Raw genomic sequence first — 22,611 nt, 5'->3', positions numbered from 1 at the left:
CGATGGCTCGGAGCCGACAGCTCGGCTGCCGGCCCGTCGCGATGTTACTGCTGCCCGTAGGCCCGCAAATAGGCCGAAAAACGTTCGCCGACCTCCGGGTGCGCCAAGCCGAACTCGACGTTGGCCTGGAGAAAGCCGAGCTTGCTGCCGCAATCGTAGCGCTTGCCCTGGAACGGATAGGCGATCACGGGCTCGTCCTCGAGGAGCGCGGCGATGGCATCGGTCAACTGAATCTCCCCGCCCGCACCTTCGCGCGTCTGCTCGAGCTTCTCGAAGATCTTGGGCGTCAGCAGATACCGTCCCACGACCGCCAGATTCGAGGGCGCATCGGCCGGCGCCGGCTTCTCCACGATCGAGACCACGCGCAGCTCCCCGTCCGGGCCGGGCTCGACCTTCACGATGCCGTACTTATTGGTCTCCTCGCGCGGGACCTCCTGAACGCTGAGCACACTGCAACCGTAGCGCTCGTAGACGTCGGACATCTGCTCCACCACACCCTTGCCTTGGCTGCGGATCAGGTCGTCGGCGAGGATCACCGCGAAAGGCTCGTCGCCGACGACCGCCTTGGCGCAGAGTACCGCGTGACCCAGACCCAACGCCTCGGCTTGGCGCACATAGATGCAGGTCACGCTCTGCGGTATCACATTCTGAACGATGTCGAGGAGCTCCAGTTTACCTGAGCTCTTGAGCTCGGCCTCGAGCTCGTAGGCCTTGTCGAAATGATCTTCGATGGAACGCTTGTTGCGTCCGGTGATAAAGACCAGTTGAGTGGCGCCGGCGTCCTCCGCCTCCTCCGCTGCATACTGTATCAGCGGCTTGTCGACGACCGACATCATCTCCTTGGGGCTCGCCTTGGTGGCCGGAAGAAACCGGGTCCCGAGTCCGGCGACCGGGAACACTGCCTTTCGAATCTTCGCCATCGCGTCTTCTCCTTCAAGATCGTTCAATGTGAGCGCGTAGCTCGGACGAGCGCCGAGATGCGCGGTTGAAACAGGCCATGCCGAGGTCGGGAGCACGTCAGGCCATAAGCGAATCCTCGATGGCCTGCAGCGCGGCCAAGGGATCCTTCGCCGCGGTGATCGGACGCCCGATGACGAGGTCGTCCGCACCGGCTGCGAGTGCATCGCGCGGCGTCATCACACGCACCTGGTCACCGAGCGACGCACCGGCGGGTCTGACGCCCGGCGTAACCAACCGAAAATCAGGTCCCTGCGACGCGCGTACCGCAGCCGCCTCCAAGGGCGAGCAGACCACCCCGTCGAGACCCGCAGCATGCCCGAGCGCGGCGAGCCGGAGGACCCGCTCGCCGGGCTCGCCCGGACAGCCGACAGCGCTCAGATCCTCCCGGCTCAGACTGGTGAGCAGGGTCACGCCGATCAGCAAAGGCCGACTCGGCATGCCGTCGAGACGCGTTCGCGCAGCCTCGATCATCCGAGCCCCGCCCGAGATGTGCAGGTTCACCATCCAGACCCCGAGATCCGCCGCCGCGGCACAGGCCCCTGCCACCGTGTTGGGAATATCGTGAAACTTCAAATCGAGAAAGACCTCGAATCCGCGAGACTGCAACACCTCGACGAACGCCGGCCCGCATCGCGTGAACAATTCCTTGCCGACCTTCAGCCGGCAGCGCGTCGGATCGAGGCGCTCGACCAGGGAAAGGGCTTGGGCTTCGGTCGCGAAATCGAGCGCGACGATGATGCGTTTGGCTGACGTCACGACCGGTCCTCATGTGCATGATCGGCGCTTCGGGCGGGCTTTCCCGGAGCTGCAAGCGGCGCGTCGTTCGGCGACACTCGGTCGGTGCAAGCAGCGCCGCGCTCCCGAGGCGAGACAGACACGGCTGCGCGCCGTCCCCCGGCAAGGTCAGGCCAGTCGTCGCTCATGCAGCACCTCCTCGCCGATGATCGGCTCGGGCTGAACGGGAACCACACACCCCCAGCACCGACAACTCGGACACTGCCAGTGCAACGAGCGAGCCTCGAACCCGCATTGATCGCAGCGGTAAACCGCCTGACGCGCCAGCAGGTACCGGGTCACTTCCAAGGCGACCCGTGTACGCTCAAGCGTGCAGTCCTGCCCCTGCAACGGCCCCTCCACTTGGAGCTCGAGGAGCCGCTCGAGTGCGGCCAGATCCGCATGCCCGGAGAGATAACGCGTCAACAGATCCATAGCCGCCTCCTTCCCGCGGCTCTGAGCGACGACATCGCTGAGACCGAGTGTGAGTGCCGGACTCGAATGGCGCTGCGCCAGATCCTCGAGGACCGCCGGCACATCATCGCGTCCGAGCCGGCGCAAGGCGTCGATCAGCTCGGGCAGGATCTCCGGGACGTAAGATGCGCGCTGCTCCGCCACGTGCATGAAGAGCGCAAGCGCTCGCTGCGGATCACCGTCTTCCAGCGCGGCACGACCCTCGAGCATGGTGGCGCGGACGCACTCCGGATCGGCCTCCCGAGCGAGGCTCAAGTGGGTCATCGCGCGCGCGGCGTCGCCGCCGCGTCTTGCATCTTCGGCGAGCTCGCAGTGGTAGTGGCCGATCGCGACCTTGACGGACGCGTCGTTCGCCGGCTCGAGCAGCTCGGCGACCTCCAGGCAGCGTGCCCAGTCGCGCTCCTGCTCGTAGAGCTCGCGCAGACTCTGGAGCGCACGCTGGCGGTGCAACCCGAGACCGACAAGCTCCTGAAACAGGCATTCGGCGCGATCCAACAAACCTGCGCGCATGTAGTCCTGGCCGAGCTCGAAAAGGGCATCCCCGCGCTGCTCCGCCGCGAGAGTCTTGCGGGCGATCAAATTCTGATGGATGCGAATCGCGCGGTCGACCTCACCGCGACGGCGGAAGAGACTGCCTAGCGCGAGATGGGTCTCGACGGTCTCCCCGTCGACCTCGACAAGCTCCAGGAACATGTCGATGGCTTTGTCCGGCTGTTCTTCGACAAGATAATTCAGACCCCGCAGGAATGCGGGGTGAGGCGGCGATCCGCGGCCGCGTCGTACCGGCGTGCCGCGACGCGCGACCCACCACCCGGAGGCTGCAGCGACGGGCAAAAGCAGAAACAGCAGCTCGATCACGGGCTCCACCGCCAACGCAGGAGGACGGGCCGGCCGCCGGCAAGGACGCAACGGCAACCGCTCTGATATGCTGGTTCGGGTAAACTGCTCACGCCTTGGATGATACAGACAACCCGCCCGGCCCGCATGAGGAAGCCGAGCCGAGCCGATCGGCGACCGACCAAGCGCGCCCGGGTTGGGCATCCCGTTCCGGGCCCCAACCTCCGGGTACGAGCGCATAGCCGACGGGCGCCCTGAACAGTCGGCACAGCAACCAGGAGTCACGAGCGTGCAGGAATTCACCGGGAAAACCGTTGCCGTCACCGGCGCCGCGGGGAATCTGGGCCGTGCCGTGGCACGCGCCTTCGCCCACCGAGGCGCGCGACTCGCCCTGATCGACCTGAACCTCGACGGATTGCACGCGGCGCAGAAAGCGCTGCCCGAGGGATGCGAGTCGGCGGCCTTTGCAACTGACCTGTTGGATCCGACCGCGGTGGCGGACACGATCGCCGGCGTCAAAGACCGCTTCGGCGCCATTCATGTCCTCGCGAATATCGCCGGCGGCTTTGCCATGGGTCCCGCCATCCACGAGACGACTGATGAGCAGTGGGATTCTTTGATGGATTTGAACCTGCGCACCGTCTTCAACTGCTGCCGAGCGGCCATACCCGAGATCCCGAACGGGAAAGGCGGGCGCATCGTCAACATTTCAGCCAGGGCCGCCACCCGGGGAGCCGGTCACATGGGCCCCTACTGCGCCTCCAAAGCCGCGGTCATCACCCTGACCGAGAGCCTCGCCGAGGAGCTGAAACACCGGGGAATCAACGTCAACTGCGTCTTGCCCGGGACCCTCGACACCCCTGAAAACCGTTCAGCGATGCCCGATGCGGATCACGACACCTGGGTCCCCCTGGACGCACTCGCCGACGTGATCCTCTTTTTGGCCTCGGATGCCGCACGCTGCGTGACCGGCGCAGCGGTACCTGTCTACGGCCGGAGTTAGGACACGTCGTGTACCCTCAATCAAAAGGTCGACGCTGGTTCCGCCGGGCCCGATCGGGCGACGGATCGAAGCGACTGAGTAACCGGAGGCGTCCGTTTCACCGCTGGGCGGCGTCGATGTGCCTCATCATGGGGTTCGGCTTCCATAGCGCCGTCGCCTTGGAGTTGGACGAGGCGACCGGAGCGCTTTTGATCGAAGCGGTCGAGGCCGCCTACGCCGTGGACCTCTATCACGCCCGCTGCCGCAGCGACGGCTCGAATCGTCGCACGGAAAACCTCAACAAGCTGCTCGCCAGTCGCATGCGCATGACCGTGCTCAGGGTCCAGGACGACGTCTTTCCCGAGCGCAATTATCGAAAGGTCCAGGAACGCCTCCAGCGTGAATTTCTGGCCACACTCAACGCAAACGGGGGGTGTGCCGGGGTGAAGGACTCGGAGCTCCCTGCAGAGCTTCGAGCACGTTACGATGAAAAGATTCGGGCAATCGAGGCACTCCCGTGAATTGACTCGCGCGAGTCGATGGGGAGCGTCCCTTTCGCTGCCCCGAGCCGGCGTGCGAACCTCAACGCGCCGGGTCGGATGAGGTCACCTGTTGCCGATCCGATGGATCCCCGGACTCCGCTTGGAGGATCTTCGCAAGAGCCGACAAGCCGGCCGCCGCCTCCTTGAGCCGCTTCACGTCTGCCGCGGAAACGGCTGCTCCGGATTGCGGAAGATGCGCGACAAGTTTCTGGACAATCGCGCTGTTGAGCGCGATCCCGTCGCGAATGGCCAAGATGCGCTCGAGTCGCGCGTCGACGGCCAAACGCAGCTCTCCGGCAGCACGCGCACATTCGCTCGTCTCGCTCGCGGCATGAAGATCGCGAAGAGCCACCGCCTCGCGCATCGCACTGCGCCACCAGTTGACGAAGGTCGATTTATGATCGGCCAGCACATTGAGCGAAGCGGCCATGGCGTCGATCTCGTCGCGCGCACCGGGCACCGTCGGGATGCGCTCGCGCGGCGTCTCGGTGGTCATACGGTCGAGCAGCCCTGCAATCCTGCGCACCGGACGCACGATCCTCGAGGTGATCATGACGGCGAAGACCGCCCCGAGCAGGGTCGCCCCGAGCGCGATCAATAGGTTGATCCTCGCCCTTGCGGCCGCGTTCTCCGCGATCGCAGCGGTCATCGACGTCATCAGCCGACTGGCTTCGACAAGATTTGCCTCGACCAGCGGCGTGATACGTCCGGCGGCAACGTCCATGGCGCCCTCGAGCCCCTCGATCCGGCGATCCTGCTCGACCAGTGCGTGAAAATCGCGCCCGTAGGCCGCGAGACGCTCGGTCAACGCCTCTCGCGCGGATTCGGCGATCGAAGCCTGTGCAACGCGCTCGGCAGTGTGGGTCAGGATCTCGTCCACCATCGCGACATAGGTCGCGTCGCCGCGCAGCAGATAGTCCTTCTCGCGCCGCCGCAGCTGGAGAATCGCGACCTCGAGGCCCGCCTCGTGCTCGACCGATCCGGCCAACGATCCGGCCATCGCCTCCAGCTCATGCGCGGTCCGGCGAAACGCACCCTGCAGTCCGCTGTTCTCGTCGAGTCCGTTGATCCGCCATGCCTCGACGACCGCGTCGAAGCTTGTTCGATAATCGGCGATCAGCGTTCGGATTTCGGCTGCCGCGTGCTGCGAGGTCTCGTCGAGACGCGCGAGTCCGGCGGCCTCGGCATCCAAAGCAGCTGCTGCACGGGCCACCTCGGCAACCGCATCGAGGTTTCGTGTCGCAAGAAACTCGGACTGAGCCGCACGCATGGCGCCGAGACGCCGCTCGATGCCGAAGGCATAGGACTGACGTGCGCCGTAGAGCGCGTGAAGACGCTCGTAATCCGCGCTCAGACGCGCCAATGCGAGCTGATCGTGCACGATGACCCCGAGAAAGATCAGGATCACCAGACCGAATCCCAGCCCGATCTTCTCCCCGATACGCAATCTGCTCGCGAGCCTGCTCACCCTGCCTCCCGGGCCTGAAACGGCCTGTCGATCCCCCGTGTCTCAGCCTATCGGACGCCAGCTTACCGTAATCGACGACACCTGCCGACGGTTGCGCGAGCGACCGTGCCGATGAACACGATCGTCAACGCCCGTGCATGAAGCACGAAGCGATCAGCTGCCGTATCGAGGTTGATGGACATCGGCCGGAATGCGACGCTTGGGCCATCCAGCGGAGCGCCAATGCGACTCGACCCCGGAGGAGCAACGAAACAGCCCATGTCGGACCCGAGTCACGCCAAGCGCAAAGGCTTTCTCAGACACTTTCGCGGTCTGGTCCGCGAGGCCGACCCGTGCGCCGACCTCGACCTTCGCGGCTCGCTGCGTTTGGGCAAGTCAACGGTGAGGCTCCCGCCTCCCGCGCTGCCCCTGCAGATCCTCCTCGGCGGCGAACAGGGTTATCGGCTCCATCTCTATCCGGAGCCGGTGCTCGATGCAGAAGGACGCTTCGAGCACCGCGGCAGCTATCTGCTCGTCGATCCCATGACCTATTTCTCCGACATCAGCGGATTCGTCCGACTCAGCGAGGGCGAGACCCTAACCCTGGGACGCGACGACCCGACGCAGCGACTGCTGCTGCGCTACCCGCGCACTGTTGAGCCGCGGCATCTTCGGCTCAAGCTCTCGGCCGACGGGCTGGCCATCAAGAACAAGTCCACGGCGGCGGGCGTCTGCATCGCCCCACTTGCCGCGACCGATCTCATGGAGCGCATGTCGCGGTGGCGCCGCCTTGCGCTCGCGCGCCTGGCTCGGGTGCTCGGCGGACCGATCGAACCCTTGGCCCGCGCGCCCGCGCTGGAGCTGATCGAGCAGATCATTGCGCTGATGGATCAGGAGCCCTATCGCGCGCTCAATCATCTCGGCCAACCCGGCGGTCTCTTGATCCTTCCCGATCGCGCGACTCCCATCTTCGTCGGCGATCTGCGCGCCCGGATCGACAACCTGCTCGTCATCCTGACGCAGAACGCCTTTCTTCAGGCACTCGAAGAGGGCAGCGCGATCCTGATCATCCTGGGCAGTGCCGTGCATCCGGATCGACCCGAGCAAGCCGCCGAGATGGACAGCTCCATCCTGATGATGGATCTGGTCTTTCGACTCAAGCTGCGGTTTCCCGAGCGGGTCTTCTATCTGCGGGGCCATCACGACAGCTTCTCAGAAGCCATCAGTTATGCCGGGTTGCCGCAGGGTTCGCTGTGGGAGGATGCGCTTCACCAGACACGCGGCCCGCACTATCGGGACGCAATGCGGCGATTCTATGCCCGCCTGCCCTTGGTGGCCGTCACCTCGCGCTATCTCGCCGCGCACGCCGCACCTCCGATCGAGGCCGATGGATGGCAGACGCTCGTGGATATCGACCGGCATCCGGAGCTGGCCGACCGCCTCGCTCGGGTCCGGCATCCCTCGGAACATGCCCCGAACGGCGCCTACGGCCGACGCGAGGTGAGCCGGATGTTCCGACGCCTCGGTCTGGCGGAGAGCGCCGTCTGCGTGCTCGGCGGTCGCCCGGCGTCTGCGGCCGGGCAGCGCGCGCGAGACACCGAGGAGATCGGGCAGCATCGGCGGGTTTTCAGCGCCGATCCGCACTGGGTCGGCACCCTCACCCGCGCCCACAAGCGGTTGCTGCCGCTGTGCTATCCAGCCGAGCCGCTGCTGGAGGTGTACAACCGGCTCGTGTGCACCGCAGGTGGCGGAATCAGCCCGAGTCGAGCGCTCGCAAGCCCCGGTGAGCCAACCTGGCCCACGCCGACGGACGCTCCCGACGAGGTGCCGCGATGACCGCCGAGCTCACCGAGGCGATAACGCCGGCGATCCACTGGTGGGCGATGGCGATGAGCCTGTTCGGCGGTCTTGCACTCTTTCTCTACGGCATGGACCAGATGGCCGAGGCGCTCAAGGCGGTCGCCGGAGAGCGGATGAAGGACATCCTGGCCAAGCTGACCGCCAACCGCGTCATGGGCGCCCTGACCGGGGCCTTCGTCACGGCCGTCATCAACTCCTCGTCCGTGACGACGGTCCTGGTGGTGGGCTTCATCAGCGCCGGACTCATGACCCTGAGTCAATCCGTGGGCGTCATCATGGGCGCCAACATCGGCTCCACCGTCACCGCGCAGCTGATCGCCTTTCAGATCACCGAGGCGGCCCTGTTGATGATCGGTATCGGCTTCCTGATGCAGTTCGCATCCACACAGGAGGCGATTCGCCAATACGGCGGAATCCTCATGGGTCTGGGCCTGGTGTTCTTCGGCATGAGCATCATGAGCGATGCAATGGGGCCGTTGCGGACCTACGAGCCCTTCCTGGACTTTGTCCGGAGGCTCGAAAATCCGGTAATCGGCATCCTCGTTGCCGCCGTCTTCACCGGGCTGATTCAATCCTCCGCCGCCACCATGGGCATCGCGATCGTCATGGCGAGCCAAGGTCTGATCAATCTCCCCACCGGGATCGCGCTTGCCCTCGGGGCCAATATCGGGACCTGCGTCACCGCCCTGCTCGCGGCCATCGGCAAACCGCGCGATGCGCTGCGCGCCGCCTTGGTGCACGTCATCTTCAACGTCTGCGGCGTCTTGATCTGGGTCGGGTTCATCGGACAACTTTCGGCCTTTACGCAGCTGATTTCGCCGGCCCACCCTGACCTGTCGGGAACCGCGCGACTCGCCGCCGAGGTCCCCCGGCAGATCGCCAACGCGCATACCCTATTCAATATCGCCAATACGCTCCTCTTTATCGGCCTGACCACGCAGTTCGCGCGGCTCGTACAGTGGCTGGTTCCGGACAAACCCCCGGGCGCAGAGGCGCTCGTGGTGCGCGCAAAGTACCTGGACGAGGAGTTGATCTCCACGCCGTCGTTGGCGCTCGATCGCGTGCGCCTCGAGGTCCTGCATATGGGCGAGCTCGTTGACAAGATGATGTCGCGCATCATGCCGGCCATCCTCGGCGGCAATCGCCGCACGCTGCGCGAGATCGAGCTGATGGACAACGACGTCGACACCCTGCACGCCCAGATCATCACCTATTTGGGCAAGATCAGTCGTCTGTCGCTCACCGAGAAGCAGACCGCGACCCTCATGCACCTCATGGCGGCGGTGAACGACTTGGAGAACATCGGCGACGTCGTCGAAACCAACCTGATCGTGCTCGGCCGCGAGCGCATCGACGCCGGCGTCTCCATCAGCGTGCCGACCCGCCAGGTCCTCATGGGCTTTCACCAAGTCGTGACGCGCTCGGTCGCCGCCGCAGTCCAGGCCGTTGCGCAGAACAACGAAATGGCTGCGCGAACCGTGACATCCATGAAGCAAGAGATCCAACATATCGCCGACTCGGCGGCCATTCATCAAGCACAACGCCTCGTCGCGGAAGAGCCGAATCGGATCCCCGCCTACACGATCGAGATCGACATCATCGAGAAGCTCAAGCGGATCTACTATTTTGCCAAGCGGATGGCAAAGACGGTCGAGACGGACGAGGAGGATGGCGCGTCTTGACGGTGGGGGATGCCGGCGGAAACGGGAAGTGCTCGAACGACGACATCCCGTGGTCTTCCGTCCACTGAAGAACAACGATCTGATTCCTGGCGCAGTCGGCGCCCTGCAGTTCGACGCCGCCGCTTTTCGGCTGCGAGAGGAATACGGCGTTGAAGCCACCTTCGAGCCGGCCAGCGTCATAACCGCGCGCTGGATCGGCTGCGACGACGCCAAGCTGATCGACCGCGCAGCCGCTGTCCGCCCGCGAGGGGTCTTCCCCTCCCCCGCCGAAGCAGGTTTCGGCATTCCTCGGCCATTTGTCCGCAGCTGACGAAGATCGCTTCGGCCGACGTTTCCCCCGCCGGTGTCCCGCATTTGCAACATCGCGTCATTTCCATTTTACGATCAGTTGGTTACGAAACATCTGCGGAAACGAAGGCGGTCCGTGCAGATCGGCCCATCGATTGCGTTGGTAGTGGCGGCTAGCCGTTCTCCGGCGCGGACCAATCGCAACCGTCGTGACGCGACCGGCAGGCCAAGGCGCGCCGACATCTCTCACGACCACATCGACCTGGAGGAAACCGGAATGTACCAGCCAGAAAGCGCGTTCGAATTCGACTCCGAGGCAAGTGATTACGAGTACGAAGACGAGACCTTCGAGTTCGAGGAGAGTGAATGGGAAGCCGAAGGCGGGGACGTCTTCAGTGAGGACGAGTTGATGCAGCTCACCGCGGAGCTAATGGGTATCGATAGCGAAGAAGAGCTGGATTACTTCCTCGGCAGCCTGGTCAAGCGTGCCGCGAAGGCGGTCGGCAAGGTTGCGCGCTCCCCCGTCGGCAAAGCCATCGGCGGCGTGCTGAAGTCGGCAGCGAAGAAGGCGTTGCCCATCGCCGGCGGTGCCCTGGGCGCCTGGGTGGGCGGGCCGCTCGGGGCCAAGATCGGCAGCGGCGTCGCCAGCGCGGCAGGTAAGGCCCTCGGGCTCGAGGCGGAGATGCTCGACCAAGAGGAAATGGAGTTCGAAGGCGCGAAGCAGTTCGTCAAGTTCGCCGGCAGCACCACGAAGAAGGCCCTCACCGCACCGGCCAGCGCGGATCCCAAGGTGGCCGCGCAGAACGCGGCGGTCAAGGCCGCCAAGGCACTCGCGCCGGGGTTGCTGACGGGTTCGCGGGGCAGTCCCGCGATGCGACGCGGTGCGCCGAGCGCGATGGCCGGACGCTGGGTCCGCCGCGGTCGCAACATCCTGCTGTTGAACGCCTGAGCGCTCGGAGCCCCCCATGCACGACATCGACCGCAACTACCTGGAATACACGCCGGACATCGGCGAGTCCGAAGAGGAGCTCGACTTCGCCGAATCGGAATGGTCCGAGGAGTCCGACGAGACCTTCGACGAGGCGCAGTTGATGGAACTGGCTGCGGAATTCCTGGAGGTCAGGGACGAGGAGGAACTCGACTACTTCCTCGGTAACCTTCTCGGCAAGGCCGCAAAAGCGGTCGGCTCGGCGATCAAGTCGCCGGTTGGGCAGGCCCTCGGCGGCATCCTCAAGGACGCGGCAAAGAAGGCTCTGCCGGTGATCGGCAGTGCCGTCGGGGGACATTTCGGCGGCACCAGCGGCGCCAAGCTTGGCGGCCGCCTCGCCGCCCGGGGCGGGAGCGCCTTCGGGCTGGAGACCGAGGGCTTGAGCGATGAAGACGAGGCCTTCGAGATCGCCAAGCAGTATGTTCGCTTCGCCGCCGACGCCGCCAAGAACGCCGCCAAGGCACCGCCCGGCGATCCCCGGGCCGTAGCCCGAATGGCCGCCAAGAAGGCGGCACGGCGCCTGGCACCTGGCCTGCTGAAAGGCCCGGCGTTGGAGGGCCGAGGCAAGGCCGCAAGCCCGACATCAGGCCCCGCCGGAGGTCGCACCGGACGCTGGGTGCGGCGCGGCAACCGCATCATCCTCTACGGGGTCTAGGCGGCCATGGCAATTCCGGCTTACGCATCCTGGATGCTCGCGCAGGAGGCCCGCGCGCTGCTGACGCGCCTGGCGCGGGTCAAGCCCTTCGCCATGCAGGAGCCCATGCTGCCGGCCGCCAGCCTCCTGCCCGAGACCCAGACCGCGATCGAACTGGTGCTGGCAAAGGGCCGCCGCGAGTTGCGTTCCCGCACCGAGGTCTATTTGCGCTGGCTACGCAGCCCGGCGGCCCTGGCGGCCGATGCCGAAGAGGCCCATCGCCGGTTCGTCTTTCTGCGGCTGCGATTCAACGCCGTATTGAATAAGTTTGATCTGTTCAACGACGTGATCACCCAGCGCAGCGAGAACGAGATCGGGGTCTGGCTCTCGGGCCTGGACGTGGTCTCCGCCGATGCCCTTGCGCTGCCTGGCGGTTATTACCGGGCGCCGCCGGTGATCTGCTATCTGGATCGCGGCATGGGCGCAGCCATTCGACGCGCCCGCACCCGGCTACCGGGTGGCGCGGAGAATCCCGTGGCGGTCATTCGGGTGCCGCGCGAGCGGATGATCGGTCACGGCATCGCCTCATCGTTGATCCACGAGGTCGGCCACCAGGCGGCAGCACTGCTGGACCTGGTCAACTCGCTACGCCCGCTCCTGCAGGGATTGCAGGCCGCGGCCGGGCCCACACGCGTGGCCTGGCAATTCTGGGAGCGTTGGATCTCGGAGATCGTGGCCGACTTTTGGTCCGTGGCCCGGGTGGGAATCGCGTCGACCTTAGGGCTGGTGGGGGTGGTGGGACTCCCGCGGCCCTTCGTGTTCCGGATCAATGGCAATGACCCCCATCCGCCGCCTTGGATCAGGGTGAAGGTGAGCTGCGCCATCGGCCGGGCGCTTTATCCCCATCCGCAATGGGACCGGGTCGAAGCGCTTTGGAATGCCTATTACCCGCTGACCGGCCTGGACCCGGCCCAACGCGGGCTTCTCGTCCGGCTGCAAGACCATGTGCCGGGCTTCGTCGCACTGCTGATCAATCACCGGCCGCGCTGCCTGCACGGGCGCTCGCTGATCGAGGTCCTGGATATCGAAAAGCGCCAGCCCGCGCGGCTGCAGAGCTTGTTCATGCACTGGCGCAGGCATCCGGCACGGATGTATCGGGCGCCGCCATCCCTGGTCTTCGCGGTGCTCGGACAGGCCCGCCATGACGGCCGACTCAGCCCCGAGGACGAGAGCCGCTTGATCGGCAAGCTGCTCAACCACTGGGCCCTGCGCAGCACGCTGGATGTCGCCGCGGTCTGCGCGCGGCGTTCATTCCAGGCATCGCCACCACAACCACTAACCAGCATCCGCTCACGAGGACATCATGGTTGACCATCAATCTTCCACAATGACATCGGATCGCACGCGGCCGGGCCGCATCGTCGTCTCGGTTCGCGACGGCGACACGCCCGCGTTCAATGTTCCGGTCGGCGTCTATCAAGGTAAGCAAGACTGTGTATGCACCGACGGCCTCGAAAACGGCTCCGCGCTCGATGCCGGTCAATGGACGCCCGTGGCGACGGGGACGACTGGCGACGATGGCCGAATCCAGTTCGACCGGGTCCCGGCCGCAGCCTACCTGATCCTCGCCAATGTCCCCTCCCGGACCAATCGCACGTGCGTGCGCGTGGAACCGGGCTGCACCGCGGACGCCTGTATCGATCTCGGACTCCATGTCGAGTACTGCATTCGCGTGCTGACGACCGATTGCAAGGAGCGCGACTGTGGCCGTCCGCGCGTCAACGACCGGGTCCAGATTACGGCGGACTTCGCCGAACGCACCGACGCCGGGTTCGCCATCCGTGTTCTCGATCGGAACTTCCGCACCCAGCCCGATCGCCCGACCGTCTCGGAAGGGGTACTGCGCCGAGCCGGCCTCCAGGAACTGGTCATGGAGTTCCTGCTGCCGTTCCACGATGTTGCCGAGGAGCTGGGATTGGACCCGATGCAGCCGTCCTCCGCTGTCGTCACCGGAGCGCCGACGGCGTTTGAGGCGTCGGCGCCGGCCGATTCGCCAGCAGTGTCTCGGGCCGGGGGTCCAAGCGGTCCGGGCCGCCTGAGGTCGAACATGACGATAGATGCCGATGAAGAGGCCACCCTGCCGCTGTCCGGAAAGTTGACGGTCTCCCACCAGCGCAGGATCGCCGAGCCCGACGGCACGATGAGCTTCTTTGTCCGGCTCCTGGATGCCAGCCGATCCATCGAGTTCGGCCGCTACGCGGACTTCATCGATAGCGTATTCGAATGCACGGTGCCCGCCAATCAACCGAACGGCCTCACGGACGAGTGTCGCGCAAACGCGATCGGCAACAAGTTCACCCGACTGACAAAGGAACTCACCGACCACGGTGTCGGCGCCTATGAGCTCCTGAAGACCGCCACCGAGTCGTTCCTGTTGTTCCGCTGCTGTGCGCAGTCCATCAGCCGATCCAATGATTGGCCACTGGGTTACCAAACGAATCCCCAGCTTGGCGATTACAAGGCCTATTCCTCGGATGATTGGCGGACGTATTTCGAAGACTATCTCAAGGATCAGCTCGGGACCCCGAAGCTCCCCTATATTCAGCGCGTGATCGCCACCGCATTTCCGCAGTACGGGATTACCGAGAAGCTATTGGACCAGCGCTTTTGCGCCGATGTTCTGCTGCGCTCGCGAGTCGAGAATCCCTGCTTCATGGAGCTGATCTGGAACTATTGGCACGAAGAAGCCATGTTGGTGCAGTCCATGAATGCGGTGAGCCGGCGCTTCCAGAACCTGCACTCCCCCGGTCGGCGCGATCCCCTCGCGCACATGGAGATCGACCCGCTGCGGCCGCTGAACAACATCCTGTGGGGTTATGTGGAGGACGAGCGCGGGCGCCTGTCCATCAAGCGCCGCGGGTACGAGTACCAGCATCAGTATGGGCTCAACCTCTACGGGAAGGCAGTGGCGGACCTACGACCAGCAGACAACCGGTCCAAATTCATCGAAGCCTTCCATAATCTGCTCAACCGCTGCGCGGATTACTACCGGTCCAAGCAGGACACCACGGTGGACCCCGACGGCTATCCGATCCTGCATGCGATTCAGGAGCTCAATCTGATCTTGGCCCAGGGCGCCCACAATCAGTTCGGCGACCTAGCCTGGACCTCCCGCGTCGAGATGCTCATGCAGGAATGGATCATGGCCAGGCCGGAGATGCGTGACTTCCTGCAAAGCCGGGCCATGGTCCCCTACAAGGAGCCCTGGATGCCCCAGGTGGACACCATGAAGACCCTGCAGGGTTGGTCTGATGTGGTGGTCACCCACTTCCGCGACCTCGGCGTATTCGGCGAGCAGATCCTGCTCACCATTCGCTGGTACAACTGGTACGACGTGACCAGCGAGGAGGAGGCGAAGGGCTGGGCGGACCTACTGCGGGCGCAGATCCAGACCTACATCCATGCCTATCGGGCGGTGACCGGCGTCGATCTCAGCAGCATGGATCGGGTTGACTACATCATGCCATCGGTGCATCTGCGCAAGCGTCTGGCGATGCAGCAACGAGCGCGCTGAGCGGCCTGCCCGGTGGCCGACTTCACCTCCGCGCTCTACCTGGGGCTGCAGCACCCGAGCGGGGCTCTGCGGCCATGGGAGCGTCTCAGCCAGGGCCGGCCGGCGGCCCTGGAAGAACCACCCGGTGCCGCAGCGGTGGCGGCAGAACTCGCCGGGTTGCAGGGCTGTGCGGCGGCGGTGCTGCTGCCGTCCACGCTGCATCTGTTCCTCGACCTGGGGGAGTTGCTGGCAGAGGGGCTCCGGGCCATCTATTGCGATGCCGGTAGCTATCCGATCGCCCGCTGGGGTGCCGAACGCGCGGCCTTGAGGGGCATTCCGCTGCATACCTTTGCGCACCACAACGCCGACGCCCTGCGCCAAGTGTTGGAGCGGACATCGGCCTCGAAGCGCTCCCCGGTGGTGGTGACGGATGGGTTGTGCACGGTCTGCGGGCGCAGCGCCCCGTTGGCCGACTATCTTGCCTTGGTAAGACATTACGGCGGGCTGCTGGTCATCGACGACACCCAGGCCTTGGGCGTTCTCGGCACCACCCCGGGTCCGGGGGCACCCTATGGTCACGGCGGGGGAGGCTCGGCACGGTTGGCGGCTCTGACCGGGTCGGACCTGCTGTTGGGGTCCTCCCTGGCCAAGGGCTTCGGCGTTCCGGTTGCAGTCTTGTCCGGTGGCGCGTCGCTGATCCGACGTTTTCGTGAGCACAGCCCCAGCCGCTTGCATTGCAGTCCTCCGTCGGCGGCCGTGATCCGTGCCGCCGGGCACGCGCTGGCCGTCAACGGCGAGGCCGGCGATGCCCTGCGGCTTCGGCTCGCACAGCGGGTCGCGCAGTTCCGACAGGGCCTCGACGCGCTCGGGCTTGCCGCCGACGGCGGACTCTTCCCGGTCCAGGTGCTTAAGCCCAGTCGAGGCATGGATGCCCTGCGGCTGCATCGCCTGTTGCGGCATCAGGGCATCCGCAGCGTGCCGATGCGTGGCCACGGCCGCGGGGAGCCTCGGCTCGGCTTTCTGATCACGGCGCGTCACGAGCCCGAGCAGATCGATGCGTGCCTGGCCGCGCTGGCGGCGGCGCTCGGTCCGACCAGGCGCCAACCAACGGAGAGGATGTCCCATCAACGACCGGACCAGTCTCCGGCCAAATCCCTGTGGAGGTAAGCCATGTCCGACGAATTCGGCTTCGAGGAATCCGCGTTCGAGAACGCGCCGGAGTTTGGCAGGGCAGAGGATGAGTTGGGCCGGCGCAACACCCGACCCACTCGGCGCCCGCGCCCGCGCCCGCGTCCGAGCCCGAGACCCCACGCCTCGGGCCGGCAACTCAGACCCGGCAGCGCTCGCCCGCGACCCGCTGCAAAGCCACCCCGGCGCGGTCCGGGCAGGTTGATCAACAGAGCGCCGCGGGTGCTGGTCACCGACCCGTATCCGATGCCGCCTGTCGGCTCGGAGCGCGTGCGCTGGGCGCAGGACTGCCTCAACCGGGCCCTCGGCCTGTCGCTTCCGCTGACTGGCCTGATGGCAGCCGAAACCCGGAGCGCGCTGCGCCGCTTTCAGGGGCAGCAGGCATTGCGGCCGAGTGGGATCTTGGGGCCGGATACGGAGCAGGCATTGAGGGTCGCCTGCGCCCAACGACCTCCGAATGCCGACGACGGAACCGAGCAGGAGCTGGGGCCGTTGACCGCCACGCTGAAATGGATCGACGAACCGCCCAATTCGGGGAACGCAAAGCTCTTCAGCGTCGATGAAGCGGCAAAGCAGAAGGGGGGCGGGGTCTATATCCTGATGGGAAAGCAACGGGGTGGCAGGCGCTCAATCCTAAAGGTCGGAAGGACCCACGCATTTGCAAAACGCTTCGGTAAAGATTCGGTATACCGACCTCGCACTCTACCCAAGCCGCCTAGAAGCAGAGAACGCGTCAGCGACGAGTTTGAGGACCTTCGCGTCTATCTCGCTCGCATTACCAGGTACCTGTTCAAAGACATCCAGATCGAGAAGGCCATATCGCGCCTGCTGCGGCGAGCGAATCTGAAATTGCCGGCGGACCAACTGAAATTCGTCCCCACACCGGTGCTGGGAAACGTCCGGATCAAGAACATCCTGCCTCGCCAGTTGCTCGATCGTGTGCGTATGCATGCGCAGACCGCGCCCGCTGTCGGCAGTGATGCCACACTCACTCTCACCAAAACGGCCTATCCCCAATGGGAGACCTTGCCGGCTTCGGAGCTCTCGAGTTGGAGCGAGGTCAGTCGACCCCACGCGCCGGGATGCCATTGCCCAAAATGCCGTGTTGCAGCTGCGGGCATACATAACTTGTCGGGGTTCGGCGAGACGATGGGCATGCCGGCGCCAACCGGACGCTGGCTGCGCCGCGGCAACGCCATTGCGGTGCTTGGGCTCTGAGCACCCGACGATGATCATCGACTCCCACTGCCACGCCGGTGCCGGCTTCGGCCTGCGGGACCCATGGACGGGGCAGCCGCTATTCGAGCGTTATCTGCGACGCGCCAGTGCCGCCGGCATCACCCACAGCGCGCTGTTCGCAAACTTCAACGACGACTATGCGCAGGCGAATCGGGCCGTTGCGCGCCTGGTCGCCAGTAACCGACGGCGCTTCTTCGGGCTGGCCTATATCCACACCGAGCGCGATCGCGGCCGCGTCTTTGACATGATCCGCATCGCGGTGGAGTGCTATGGATTCGTCGGCATAAAGGTGCATCGGCACGACGCCCGCATCAGTCGAGAGCTGTGCGAGGCGGCGCGCGCCTTCGCGTTGCCGGTACTCTACGACGTCGAGACCGAGCTTGGGGTCCTCGACACCTTGACGCGGGACTTTCCCGACCTGCCGTTCATCGTCCCCCATCTCTCCAGCTTCGCCGAGAACTGGCGTTCTCAAACCGCCTTTCTGGATCGGCTCCAGGCCCACGACAACCTGTACACCGACAGCTCGGGGGTACGCTTCTTCGATCTGCTGGCGCGGGTCGTGGAGCATTGCGGGCCGCGCAAGCTCTTGTTCGGCAGCGATGGCCCCTGGCTCCACCCCGGCGTCGAGCTGACCAAGATCAAGGCGCTGGGGCTGTCGCCGGCGGATGAGGCCCTGGTTCTGGGCGGCAACTTCCTGCGCCTCATCGGGGCTGGGTTCGAGCGGTTCGCGGCGGCCTGATGTCCTCATCACGGCTCTTGCCGCCGCGCCGCGCGCCGCATCTGCAGCGTGCGGTCGGTGACGCCGAGGCGTTGGGCCGCTTGCTGCAGGTTGCCGTCGGCCTCGGCGACGGCGAGACGAATGGCGGTCTCCTCCGCCGAGCGGCTGATGCCCTTGAGCCCGACGCCCTGCATCAAGGCGCGGCGGATGGACAGCTCGAACACCCCCTCATACCACAGCGCCTCGTCCGCGCACCACGCGAGTCTGTCCTCGGACGGGATGCAGCCGACGGTGATGGGGCCCTTTCCCGGATAGCGACAGAGCAGCCCGGCGACCAGCTGACGCAGGTCGCGGACGTTTCCGGGATAGTCGCGGCCGAGCAGATACTCCTGCACGCTGGGATCGAGCTCCGGGGGTTCTCCGCCGGGCCGCTGGATACGCAGAAAGTGCCGGACCAGCGGCAGAATATCTTCCGGTCGCTCTCGCAACGGCGGCAGCCGGCAGACGAAGCTGGCTAAGCGAAAATACAGGTCGGCGCGGAATTCACCCCGTTGCACATGGTCCCAGAGGTCACGATTGGTCGCCGAGACCAGGCGAAAAGCGGTGTGCTGCCAGGCATTGCCGCCGACGCGCTTGAAGGTCTGCTCCTGAATCACGCGCAGCAACTGGCTTTGCAGTTGCAGCGGCAGCTCGCCGACCTCGTCAAGAAACAGGGTGCCGTGGTCGGCCTGGGCGAAAGCGCCGTCGCGCGCGGCCACGGCGCCGGTGAAGGCACCGCGCTCATGACCGAAGAATTCGCTGCCGGAGAGCTCCGGCACGATGGTGCTGCAATCCAAGACCACAAGGTCTCGCTTGCCTTGGTGCGCATCCAGGGCGTGGATCAGTCGCGCCACGCCCTCCTTGCCGGTGCCGCTCTCGCCCAGGATCAACACCGAGGCATCGGTGAAATACGCGACCTCCACGACCTGACGCAGCACCCTGCGCCAAGCGGGGCTCGCGCCCACCAGCTGCGCCTCCACCTCCGGCGAGGCGAGCAGGCCGTCGATCGCTTCCCAGCGCGCCAGCCGTGCGAGGATCTCATCCACAGAGCGGGTGCATTCTCGGCAACTCAAGACATCCGCGGCACCGGACTGCATCAACCGCCGGGTCTGTTCCGACGAGAGCTTGGCGCAACAGCCGGCGAGCACTCGCTCCCGGCAGCCGCCGCTCGCGTCGCGCAACAGATCGCAGATTGCCTGATCGAACTCGCCGAACAGAACCACGCCGTAGTGGCCCTGTGCGTATGGGTCAAAACTCCGCACCTCGACGCCGCGCTCGGCGAGCGTGCGCTTGATGTCCTGCTCGGGCCCGTCCGGAGTCGGGCCGAAACAATGGACCCAGGTGCTGATAGCCACGATGACCTCGTCGACGTCATCTCTCGACCGGGTGGGGTCTAGTCTAGTCAACCTGAGATAACTCGCCGCGCATTTCTACGCGTTATTGCCGCAGACTACGTCGGGAAATTACCGGGCGTTGCCGGAACGGGACACGCACTCATGGTCAGGGCGTGTTGAGGTCCACTCGACTGCGGACCGCAGCCGGCGAACGAAACCTTGGCGGCCCTCCATGAGGTCGGCGCCACCGACAAACAGAGCATGCGCGAGCTCGAGCCTGAGTACTGTTTCCAGCAATATCTCGTGGGGTATCTCGCCCCCGACAAAATCAACCGGGACGCGACCACCCCATCAAGGCAGCGCAAGCCGCAACGCGGGCGGAGCCTGAGCCGGAACCGCTGCCGCATCCTGGAACTGCAACGAGGCCAACCGTGCATAGAGCCCGTCCTCGGCCATCAGCTCCTCATGGCGCCCGCTTGCGACGATCCGACCCTGATCCAGGACCAGGATGCGGTCGGCCGTGCGCACGGTCGCCAGCCGATGGGCGATGACAATACTGGTGCGGCCCTGCATCAGATGCTCCAATGCCTCCTGCACCAGCCGCTCGCTCTCGGCATCCAGGGCGCTGGTCGCCTCGTCAAGCAAAAGGAGGACGGGATTGCGCAGCACGGTGCGGGCGATGGCGATGCGCTGACGCTCCCCGCCCGAGAGCCTCACCCCGCGCTCGCCCAGAAAGGTATCGAAACCCTGCGGCAGACGGTCGAGAAACTCGGCCGCATGGGCGGCCTCGGCGGCGCGGCGCACATCCGCATCGCTCGCCTCGACGAGACCGTAACGGATGTTCTCCCACGCATTCGCGCCGAAAATGACGGGATCCTGCGGGACCAGCGACATGTGCCGGCGCAGTTCGGCGGGCGCCAGATCACGCAGATCCACGCCGTCGAACCGCACCGCACCGGCGACCGGATCGTAGAAGCGCAACAGCAGTTGAAAGAGGGTTGATTTGCCGGCGCCGGAGGGGCCGACCAGCGCCACGCGCTCGCCGGGCTCGATGACCAGATCGAGACGATCGAGCGCGGCGGTATCCGGGCGCGCCGGATAGACGAAGCGCACCGCATCGAATTCGACACGCCCGCGCGTCGGCTCCGGCAACGCCTTTGGCTCGGGCGGCGTGCGAATACTCGGCTCGGACTCCAATAGCTCCATCAGGCGCTCGCTCGCTCCGGCGCCGCGCAACAACTGGCCCATCAGCTCGCTCAGAGAGCCGACCGATCCCGCGACGACCACGGCGTAAAAGAGAAAGGCCGAGAGCTCGCCCCCGCTGATGGTGCCCGCCAGGACCTGCCGGCCGCCGACCCACAGCACGACCCCGATCGCGCCGAACGTCAGGAGGGTCGACACCGCGGCCAACAATGCGCTGGTTTGCGAGCGCCGCGCCGCGACCTCGAAGGCGGATTCCACCTGCGTGCCGTAGCGCTCGCGGTCGATCGGCTCGTGACAGCAGGCCTGCACCGTGCGAATCCCGTGGATCACCTCGTCGACATAGGCGCCGACATCGGCGATCCGGTCCTGGCTGTCGCGCGAGAGACGGCGCACCCGATGCCCCAAGAGCCAGGCCGGGAGGATGACGAAGGGCACCCCGAGCAGCACCAGGCCGGTCAGGGCGGGGCTGGTGATCGCGAGCATGACGATGCCGCCGATCATCAGGAGGCCGGTGCGCAGCACCATTGCCAGGGTCGAGCCGACGACGACCTGCAGCAAGGCGGTATCGCTGGTGAGCCGCGAGATCACCTCGCCGACCCGGGTCGTCTCGAAGAAGCCGACATCGAGCGACAACACCCGATCGAAGACGCTCTTGCGGATATCCGCGACCACCCGCTCGCCGATCCAATTGAGCAGATAGCTGCGCACCCCCACGGCGATGCCGGTCGCCAAGACGACGGTCAGAAACAGCATCAAAGCCTGATCCAACGCCTGGGTCGAGCCGCTGGTCAGGCCCGAATCCACCAGGGTGCGAATCACCTGACCAAAGGCGAGTACCGAGCCGGCCCCGACAAAAAGCGCCACCAGCGCCCCCGCGAGCTGCCAGCCGTAGGGCCGGGTGAAACCAAGCAGCCGCCGCAGCGCTCCAAGGTTACGCGTACCGGGACGGTCGTTCGAGGTGACGGCTTGCTCGCGCATAGGTCTGATCTCGTTGGGACAACAGCGGGGGATCTCCGCTCGATGTCGAAGGTTTCGGCACCCGAGCAGGTGCGACCGGAGCGTTCGGCTTGGCCTCGGCCACCGATTCCGACTAGGACCATCGGGTAGCCCTCTGCTAACCTCGGAGGAACCGAGTCGCGGTCTGCGACCGTGTCCGGGCAGGGAACGCCGACAACACAGCAGGAGTCGATTCCCCACCACCGAGGGAGCTCGAAGAGACGATGAAGACGATTCAACAACTGCTCGGCAATAAAGGCTCGCAGGTTTGGTCGATTGGCCCCGATGCAAGCGTCTACGACGCACTCGTGCTCATGGCCGAGAAGCAGATCGGCGCGCTCCTGGTCATGGAAGACAGCGGTATGATCGGTCTGATCTCGGAGCGCGACTACGCGCGCAGCGTCATCTTGAGGGGGCGTACATCCAAGGAAACGCTCGTGCGCGACGTCATGACCAAGCGCGTGGTCTGCACGCAACCGGACCAGAGCCTGGAAGAGGCCATGGCCCTGATGACGGACAAGCGCGTTCGCCATCTCCCGGTCATCGCCGACGGCAAGGTCATCGGCCTCATCTCGATCGGCGATCTGATCAAATCCATCATCTCGGAGCACAAGTTCATCATCGAGCAGCTCGAGCACTATATCAGCAGCGGCTGATATCCATGCCTGACAACCCAACACAAAACTCCGGCCGCACACCCCGGGTACGCCGACTTTAGTCGGCAACCAGGGGAGACCGACTTGGGGGAGGCGGACTTCAGTCCGCCGTGCAGGCGCGCTCGGGCGACTGAAGTCGCCCGTCCCCGGGAGCCGGATGAATCCGGCGTACCCATTGACTTGATGGATAGCCAAAGCTGCAATAGCGGGCATGAAG

At 65.5% G+C, this 22,611-nt stretch carries 18 protein-coding genes and 1 pseudogene; 13 read left to right on the top strand and 6 right to left on the bottom strand.

Features of this window, described 5'->3' with window-relative positions:
• Positions 1-44: 44 nt before the first annotated feature.
• The 3 genes from galU to lapB form a co-directional block, all read right to left on the bottom strand.
• The gene (gene galU / locus GPT33_RS00095; protein WP_296804641.1) at positions 45-920 is read right to left on the bottom strand and encodes a UTP--glucose-1-phosphate uridylyltransferase GalU; all 876 of its coding nucleotides are present in this window, start codon (positions 918-920) and stop codon (positions 45-47) included.
• A gap of 97 nt (positions 921-1,017) precedes the next feature.
• Entirely contained in the window at positions 1,018-1,716 is a 699-nt protein-coding gene (gene pyrF / locus GPT33_RS00090; protein ID WP_296804638.1) for an orotidine-5'-phosphate decarboxylase, read from the bottom strand.
• A gap of 147 nt (positions 1,717-1,863) precedes the next feature.
• Complete coding sequence (gene lapB / locus GPT33_RS00085) at positions 1,864-3,066, bottom strand: lipopolysaccharide assembly protein LapB (RefSeq protein WP_296804636.1); 1,203 nt, start codon at positions 3,064-3,066, stop codon at positions 1,864-1,866.
• Between the two features lie 268 nt (positions 3,067-3,334).
• On the opposite strand from lapB, the gene GPT33_RS00080 reads away from it, so the two are divergent.
• Both GPT33_RS00080 and GPT33_RS00075 read left to right on the top strand, forming a co-directional pair.
• Complete coding sequence (locus tag GPT33_RS00080) at positions 3,335-4,048, top strand: SDR family NAD(P)-dependent oxidoreductase (protein ID WP_296804634.1); 714 nt, start codon at positions 3,335-3,337, stop codon at positions 4,046-4,048.
• A 116-nt stretch (positions 4,049-4,164) separates the two neighbouring features.
• The gene (locus tag GPT33_RS00075) at positions 4,165-4,548 is read left to right on the top strand and encodes a hypothetical protein (RefSeq protein WP_296804632.1); all 384 of its coding nucleotides are present in this window, start codon (positions 4,165-4,167) and stop codon (positions 4,546-4,548) included.
• Positions 4,549-4,609: 61 nt separating this feature from the next.
• Here GPT33_RS00075 and GPT33_RS00070 read toward each other — a convergent pair whose 3' ends face one another.
• The gene (locus GPT33_RS00070; protein WP_296804630.1) at positions 4,610-6,037 is read right to left on the bottom strand and encodes a HAMP domain-containing protein; all 1,428 of its coding nucleotides are present in this window, start codon (positions 6,035-6,037) and stop codon (positions 4,610-4,612) included.
• Positions 6,038-6,295: 258 nt separating this feature from the next.
• On the opposite strand from GPT33_RS00070, the gene GPT33_RS00065 reads away from it, so the two are divergent.
• The 10 genes and pseudogenes from GPT33_RS00065 (at position 6,296) to GPT33_RS00020 (ending at position 18,187) form a co-directional block, all read left to right on the top strand.
• Positions 6,296-7,852 carry a metallophosphoesterase gene (locus tag GPT33_RS00065; protein WP_296804628.1) on the top strand — a complete coding sequence of 519 codons (1,557 nt, stop codon included), beginning with the start codon at positions 6,296-6,298 and terminating at the stop codon, positions 7,850-7,852.
• Positions 7,849-9,558, top strand: a complete 1,710-nt coding sequence (locus GPT33_RS00060) for a Na/Pi cotransporter family protein (RefSeq protein WP_296804626.1) — start codon at positions 7,849-7,851, stop codon at positions 9,556-9,558. The genes GPT33_RS00065 and GPT33_RS00060 overlap by 4 nt, the downstream gene beginning before the upstream one ends.
• A gap of 52 nt (positions 9,559-9,610) precedes the next feature.
• Positions 9,611-9,784 (top strand): annotated as a pseudogene (gene prfC / locus GPT33_RS00055) (peptide chain release factor 3); the annotation flags it as partial.
• Between the two features lie 198 nt (positions 9,785-9,982).
• Positions 9,983-10,795 carry a hypothetical protein gene (locus GPT33_RS00050; protein ID WP_296804624.1) on the top strand — a complete coding sequence of 271 codons (813 nt, stop codon included), beginning with the start codon at positions 9,983-9,985 and terminating at the stop codon, positions 10,793-10,795.
• A gap of 16 nt (positions 10,796-10,811) precedes the next feature.
• Complete coding sequence (locus tag GPT33_RS00045) at positions 10,812-11,489, top strand: hypothetical protein (RefSeq protein ID WP_296804622.1); 678 nt, start codon at positions 10,812-10,814, stop codon at positions 11,487-11,489.
• A gap of 6 nt (positions 11,490-11,495) precedes the next feature.
• Positions 11,496-12,839, top strand: a complete 1,344-nt coding sequence (locus GPT33_RS00040; RefSeq protein ID WP_296804619.1) for a hypothetical protein — start codon at positions 11,496-11,498, stop codon at positions 12,837-12,839.
• Positions 12,832-15,042 (top strand): hypothetical protein, encoded by a 2,211-nt coding sequence (locus GPT33_RS00035; RefSeq protein ID WP_296804617.1) that lies wholly within the window; start codon positions 12,832-12,834, stop codon positions 15,040-15,042. The genes GPT33_RS00040 and GPT33_RS00035 overlap by 8 nt, the downstream gene beginning before the upstream one ends.
• A 12-nt stretch (positions 15,043-15,054) precedes the next feature.
• A complete protein-coding gene (locus GPT33_RS00030) occupies positions 15,055-16,188 on the top strand; it encodes an aminotransferase class I/II-fold pyridoxal phosphate-dependent enzyme (RefSeq protein WP_296804615.1) in 1,134 nt (377 codons plus the stop codon).
• Positions 16,189-16,431: 243 nt separating this feature from the next.
• On the top strand, positions 16,432-17,427 hold the full coding sequence (locus tag GPT33_RS00025) for a peptidoglycan-binding domain-containing protein (protein ID WP_296804613.1): 996 nt from the start codon (positions 16,432-16,434) through the stop codon (positions 17,425-17,427).
• A gap of 10 nt (positions 17,428-17,437) precedes the next feature.
• Positions 17,438-18,187: an amidohydrolase family protein gene (locus GPT33_RS00020; protein ID WP_296804611.1), complete on the top strand. Its 750-nt coding sequence runs from the start codon at positions 17,438-17,440 to the stop codon at positions 18,185-18,187.
• A gap of 8 nt (positions 18,188-18,195) precedes the next feature.
• Here the strand turns inward: GPT33_RS00020 and GPT33_RS00015 are convergent, their stop codons facing one another.
• Together GPT33_RS00015 and GPT33_RS00010 are read right to left on the bottom strand one after the other, a co-directional pair.
• Positions 18,196-19,560, bottom strand: a complete 1,365-nt coding sequence (locus GPT33_RS00015) for a sigma 54-interacting transcriptional regulator (RefSeq protein ID WP_296804610.1) — start codon at positions 19,558-19,560, stop codon at positions 18,196-18,198.
• 330 nt (positions 19,561-19,890) lie between these two features.
• On the bottom strand, positions 19,891-21,720 hold the full coding sequence (locus tag GPT33_RS00010) for an ABC transporter transmembrane domain-containing protein (protein ID WP_296804608.1): 1,830 nt from the start codon (positions 21,718-21,720) through the stop codon (positions 19,891-19,893).
• Between the two features lie 242 nt (positions 21,721-21,962).
• On the opposite strand from GPT33_RS00010, the gene GPT33_RS00005 reads away from it, so the two are divergent.
• A complete protein-coding gene (locus tag GPT33_RS00005) occupies positions 21,963-22,394 on the top strand; it encodes a CBS domain-containing protein (protein WP_296804606.1) in 432 nt (143 codons plus the stop codon).
• Positions 22,395-22,611 lie beyond the last annotated feature (217 nt).

It is taken from the genome of Thiocapsa sp. (assembly GCF_011390875.1).
Lineage (GTDB): Bacteria > Pseudomonadota > Gammaproteobacteria > Chromatiales > Chromatiaceae > Thiocapsa.
Note: the sequence above shows the minus strand (reverse complement) of the source record. Positions and strands in the feature narration are given on the sequence as shown.

What these genes read in the sequence shown, in the direction of transcription:
- galU (WP_296804641.1), bottom strand. Translation starts at nt 920, where the DNA reads ATGGCGAAGATTCGAAAGGCAGTGTTCCCGGTCGCCGGACTCGGGACC.
- GPT33_RS00075 (WP_296804632.1), top strand. Translation starts at nt 4,165, where the DNA reads ATGTGCCTCATCATGGGGTTCGGCTTCCATAGCGCCGTCGCCTTGGAG.
- GPT33_RS00065 (WP_296804628.1), top strand. Translation starts at nt 6,296, where the DNA reads ATGTCGGACCCGAGTCACGCCAAGCGCAAAGGCTTTCTCAGACACTTT.
- GPT33_RS00060 (WP_296804626.1), top strand. Translation starts at nt 7,849, where the DNA reads ATGACCGCCGAGCTCACCGAGGCGATAACGCCGGCGATCCACTGGTGG.
- GPT33_RS00045 (WP_296804622.1), top strand. Translation starts at nt 10,812, where the DNA reads ATGCACGACATCGACCGCAACTACCTGGAATACACGCCGGACATCGGC.
- GPT33_RS00040 (WP_296804619.1), top strand. Translation starts at nt 11,496, where the DNA reads ATGGCAATTCCGGCTTACGCATCCTGGATGCTCGCGCAGGAGGCCCGC.
- GPT33_RS00035 (WP_296804617.1), top strand. Translation starts at nt 12,832, where the DNA reads ATGGTTGACCATCAATCTTCCACAATGACATCGGATCGCACGCGGCCG.
- GPT33_RS00020 (WP_296804611.1), top strand. Translation starts at nt 17,438, where the DNA reads ATGATCATCGACTCCCACTGCCACGCCGGTGCCGGCTTCGGCCTGCGG.
- GPT33_RS00010 (WP_296804608.1), bottom strand. Translation starts at nt 21,720, where the DNA reads ATGCGCGAGCAAGCCGTCACCTCGAACGACCGTCCCGGTACGCGTAAC.
- GPT33_RS00005 (WP_296804606.1), top strand. Translation starts at nt 21,963, where the DNA reads ATGAAGACGATTCAACAACTGCTCGGCAATAAAGGCTCGCAGGTTTGG.